This is a genomic window from Bacillus sp. MYb209, assembly GCF_002975175.1.
Lineage (GTDB): Bacteria > Bacillota > Bacilli > Bacillales > Bacillaceae_G > Bacillus_A.
Map to the genome: position 1 here is coordinate 1 of NZ_PCNZ01000105.1, position 2,154 is coordinate 2,154.

Consider the following 2,154-nt stretch of genomic DNA (forward strand, 5'->3'; position numbering starts at 1 on the left):
AGAACCCTAATATTCCGCCTATAGCTAGTACCTGTTTAACCCAGCTCTTGAATTTTAGATTACTGTCAATAATCGCTTGCACTCTTTCCATATTCGTTTCCTCCTATTAAGGAGAACCCTTAAAGACTCTCACCTCGCTATGGTACCATTAAAGAATGACTAATAGAGGTCTAATTTTTGTCTAAATGTATAATATTGCCCTATATGCAATATTGCATATAAGAATGTATTGATAAAAATGTAAGCGCTTACTATAATAAAAGCATAAAGATAAATCACATCTTAGCATCAACAACAGAGGAGGAAATAATATGACAATCGCAATGGCAGTTTTAAAATTTGTAGGTGGAATCATTCCATTTGTACAAGAACTTTTAAAAGCAGTAATGTAAATTCATTATTCCGCAATTATTTATAAAAATTATCATACCTTAATACGAAAAAAAAGGAGGAAATAATATGGCAATCGCAATGGCAGTTTTATCATTCTTAGGTGGAATCATCCCATTCGTAGGAGAACTTTTAAAAGCAGTAATGTAAGTTTATTATTCCGCAATTATTTATAAAAATTATCATACAAATGATCTGTATATCAAAGATGAATTGATGTACAGATCATTTGTGTGAGCAAAGTCCCTTTAACATTATTAAGGGACTTTTTTTAATTTCTACATACTTGAGGTTCCGTTACATCAACATCAAGTTAAAAGCACTTTTAAAACATAAAAAAGCCGAACTTTAATCGATCCGTTTTTTTATGTTTCTTTTGTCTAAAATTACAGAAATAATAAGCAAGACGGTTAATATAATAATTACATTCAAATCACTTTCATCTTTTAGAAAAAATGAATACAAAATATAAATCACCAATAATACTCCACAAATCAAATTTGAAATTTTATGCAATAAAATCTCCCCTTCCTGAAAAAATCATATATTTCCAATTTTAACATAAAAAGGTTGTTTAATTACAAAATCCCATGATTGGTTTAAATGTAAACTTTTAGATATTAGTTTACTTTCATATTTTCAACTCTTTTATTTTTCTATAATAAAAATAAAAGAGTAATCACAAAGACTACTCTTGTTGTTTTTATTCTTTTTCGATTTCAGATACGGATTTTGCTGGTTTTTTCATGTAGTTATCATATAGTTCTCCAGAACATCCAAAATCATCTTCAAAGTCTTTCGTTGTACTGATACTAGCACCGAACCATAATTCTTGATCACCATTTATATATCCTTTTATAGTAGGGATTCCCATCGGATTCACCTCATGTTTTGTAAACGTAATAGATTTCACATCTTTAATATTGTAATGAATATATTTTTCTACTCTTGTTTCTTGTGTTTTCCAAAACTTTTCTTCTTTTTCTTTTTGTTTTAAGTATTCCATTGTAAAATACCCTCCTGCTATGAGTATCACAGCAGATACAATCAAAATGACTATTTTCTTCATGGAAAATCCCCTTATAAAAAACTTACCAATGCATTCTTCTTAAAATGAGACGGAGAAGAAAATAGTAGTACAAAGACTACTCTTGTTTTTTTTCCTTCTCTTCTTTTTCAATTTCAGATACTGATTTTTCAGGGTCTTTTATTAGTTTTCCAAGTTCTCCAGAACGCGAGAATTTATCTTCAAAGTTTTCTGTAGTACTTATACTAGCATTAAACCACAATTCCTTATCATCATTTATATATCCTTTTATATAAGGAATACCCATTGGATTTACTTTATGTTCTGTAAATGTGATAGATTTTACATCCTGAATATTATAACGAATATACTTTTCTACTCGTACTTCTTGTCGTTTCCAAAATTGTTCTTCTATTTCTTTTTGTTTTAAGTATTCCATTGTAAAATACCCTCCTGCTATAATACAAATAATGGATAAAATAATTACCAATTTCTTTTTCATTTAAAATCCCCTTGTATTTGAATATAGTTAAAATATACCATGAAACGAGTTGAAACATATGAGTGAATTCAAAAAAAATCCAATTGCGACAGATGAAGATTATTTCGAGTTATCAAGTAACGTTTATGACGATGATTCTTTACACAAAGGAGCGGAAATAAAAGGGGTCGATGGTAAGAAATGGGTAGTTATAGAATCAATTGATGCAGATTGTCAAAAAGTAAAAAATGGATTA

At 28.7% G+C, this 2,154-nt stretch carries 2 protein-coding genes and 1 pseudogene; 1 reads left to right on the top strand and 2 read right to left on the bottom strand.

All coding sequences use genetic code 11. From position 1 onward, the window contains the following. Nucleotides 1–1,093 precede the first annotated feature (1,093 nt). The gene (locus tag CQZ94_RS30485; protein ID WP_105588405.1) at nt 1,094–1,459 is read right to left on the bottom strand and encodes a DUF1433 domain-containing protein; all 366 of its coding nucleotides are present in this window, start codon (nt 1,457–1,459) and stop codon (nt 1,094–1,096) included. A 76-nt stretch (nt 1,460–1,535) separates the two neighbouring features. Further along, a complete protein-coding gene (locus tag CQZ94_RS30490) occupies nt 1,536–1,919 on the bottom strand; it encodes a DUF1433 domain-containing protein (RefSeq protein WP_105588406.1) in 384 nt (127 codons plus the stop codon). A gap of 58 nt (nt 1,920–1,977) precedes the next feature. On the opposite strand from CQZ94_RS30490, the pseudogene CQZ94_RS32185 reads away from it, so the two are divergent. After that, nucleotides 1,978–2,154, top strand: a pseudogene (locus CQZ94_RS32185) (cytoplasmic protein); the annotation flags it as partial.